Here is a 2,420-nt window from a genome sequence, read left to right as displayed (position 1 = left end):
CCGAGCCGTGGGGTGTGAAGGTCAGCCTGGTCGAAATCAAGGATGTCGAGATCCCCGAGGCGATGCAGCGCGCGATCGGCCGGCAGGCCGAAGCCGAACGCGAACGCCGCGGCCCGAATCATCCGTTTCTCCAGCGGATTCGCCCCAAAAATGAGACCGAACGTTACTTCTGTCACTCGAGCTGGGCGGATTCGCCCCTGGTTGGGTGGTCATGCAGTCACAGTAGACCGGCCTTGCAATCACACGAAAGAGCCAGTTCAGTGCAGTCACATGCGGATTCAGGCGTGGGGATCGCTTTGGAACCCATGGGGTGATCCGATTCTGATCGGACGACGAATCCGATCAGGTGACTCAACCCGATCGACCAACACGCTCGCATTCAAACCTCGCCGAGTACGGTCGGGTTGCTGGTAGTCGAGACGATCTAGCTAGATCCAGGCTCAGCTGGTGCGGATCTCCAAACCGGAGTTGTCGTCGAGGACAGGCTTGATCGGCTGGAGCGAAACGTCAAATGCGGGAAGATCGCGACACGTCGGAACCGCGTTGTTATATTCGTCAACAGTACTGCCCCCGTGCATAATACCGAGCGCCTTCTTGCCGGTAACGGCCGCGCCTCCACTGTCACCATGCCATCCACAGAGGTCCGTCACGATCGCATTCTTTACAATAATATCTCCCGGGTACTGGTCCGATCCCATGGATTCATTCTTAATTCTCAGCACGTGACCACATGTCCAGCCGGTCATTGCCCCTGATTTACAGACCGGCATACCGACAACCGCCTCGGCAACCCCGTCAATTTCGAGAGCCTTGCCGGCCTCACCACGAACACGATTGTTCTGAAAACGATTCCGCGCACCATCGGCGACCTTGATAATGGAGTAGTCCATACCTTGAGGACGAGGCTCACTTCGGGGGGCACGGGGGCCTTTGGGGGCATCCGGCACGGCGTTGAAAACCACCTTCTTGAACACGCCGAGCTGCTCGGTATCCGGTTTCGGCTCGTATTCCTGTTTCACCCGTTCCACATCCGTCCTTTGCGCGGTATCCGGCGGGATCGGTTTCAACTTTGTACCCGGTTTCAGGCTGTATATAGCTGTATCCTTGACGAACCATCCTCCCAACCCGATGCAGTGGCCGGCGGAGATGTTCACGATATCGCCGTCCTTATCGGTGCCATTGAACCCGAAAGAACATGCTTCATTGAACACTTTGTCGGGAATCACGTACGGATCTCCGCCGTAGATCGCTGCCGCGGGCGCTGCCGATCCCGGAGCCCCGGACCCCGTACCGCCGGACCCCGTGCCCACGTTGGTAATATCGGGCAGTGCCGTGAGGGCTACGTGGGGGCCGACGACGTATTCGATGTCGAACCCAGCCGACCGAACCGCTTCTACGACACCATCCGAACCGACTCCCGGAACGACCGCAACGACGGCGTTGCCCGAATCGTCGAGCCGCCCTCCGGCGAATGCGTGCGGAAATCGCCGCGCAGCGCTGGCCGAGAATTCTGCAACACGCTGACTGAGTTCAGCGCGACGCAAGTACTCCCGGGGTGAGATCCGTAAGTCACGGACCACCGCAGCAACCAAGTCCGCGGGCAATCCGAGATTCGCGGATTGCGCCGACACGACCACTGGCGGCGAACCGAGCAATGACAGCAGAACGACCGCGCCACAAACTAATGCACGGCTCCGCGACTCCCCCGTCATCAATACCGGACGCATAGGCATACCCGCATTGTTACGGGCACGATCCGAAATTCTTGCCATCCACATAACTACGGCGTGTCGCAGGCCAGCCGACCCCTGGCCCTAGAGAAATACGCCCGGCTGATGCACGGTCCGTCCGGCGACGGAATCGTTGACCTCACCTCGGGATCGCCACACAAGCTCTGCCACAATTGCCTTCAGCTGATGCGCTGCTTCAACGACATCGTCATCTCCCAGCAGCATGATTCTCTCCAACGCGAGGCTCTGCTCACGGCCGGCATCGGAAAGTAGCGCACCAAACTCTTCCTCAGAGTGGGGATCCGGGTTGTGGTCCTCGCCTCCGGTATGCGTGATAGAGCGTCCAGGCAGCTGGATTTCCTCGAAGGTGCAGGACACCGGATTCATGTTCGACGATCACCCGGTGTTCGAGAAACTCGTCGTCACAGTCGACGAGTTTCTGCGGTGCGCGCTGGATCCGATCCGGGGCACTCGTATCACGCGAAGGGCGTGTCCTCCGTTGGCGTGATTCGTTTCCGGTGCGCCGTCTCCAGTTGTGCCGCACGCTATGCGACTGTGGTGGATGAAACTGTCGAAACGGCTTGTGCCGGAGGAGATGTGGGCTGTGGCCGAGCCGTTGCTGCCGAAGTTCAGCCCGAGTCCGCAGACAGGCTTTTGGCAACCAGTCAGCTACCTTTCGTGATTGGAGGG

The 2,420-nt window shown here is 59.5% G+C and carries 2 protein-coding genes and 1 pseudogene; 1 reads left to right on the top strand and 2 read right to left on the bottom strand.

The genetic code is table 11. The features are described from left to right. Window positions 1-110, top strand: a pseudogene (locus ACAM49_RS39880) (SPFH domain-containing protein); the annotation flags it as partial. A 330-nt stretch (window positions 111-440) separates the two neighbouring features. On the opposite strand, the gene ACAM49_RS39875 reads toward ACAM49_RS39880, so the two are convergent. Both ACAM49_RS39875 and ACAM49_RS39870 read right to left on the bottom strand, forming a co-directional pair. Further along, entirely contained in the window at window positions 441-1,733 is a 1,293-nt protein-coding gene (locus ACAM49_RS39875) for a S1 family peptidase (protein ID WP_369640696.1), read from the bottom strand. An 81-nt stretch (window positions 1,734-1,814) separates the two neighbouring features. Further along, window positions 1,815-2,117 carry a hypothetical protein gene (locus ACAM49_RS39870; protein WP_369640695.1) on the bottom strand — a complete coding sequence of 101 codons (303 nt, stop codon included), beginning with the start codon at window positions 2,115-2,117 and terminating at the stop codon, window positions 1,815-1,817. Between the last annotated feature and the right edge of the window lie 303 nt (window positions 2,118-2,420).

Source organism: Nocardia sp. JMUB6875, assembly GCF_041154655.1.
Classification (GTDB): domain Bacteria; phylum Actinomycetota; class Actinomycetes; order Mycobacteriales; family Mycobacteriaceae; genus Nocardia.
Note: the sequence above shows the minus strand (reverse complement) of the source record. Positions and strands in the feature narration are given on the sequence as shown.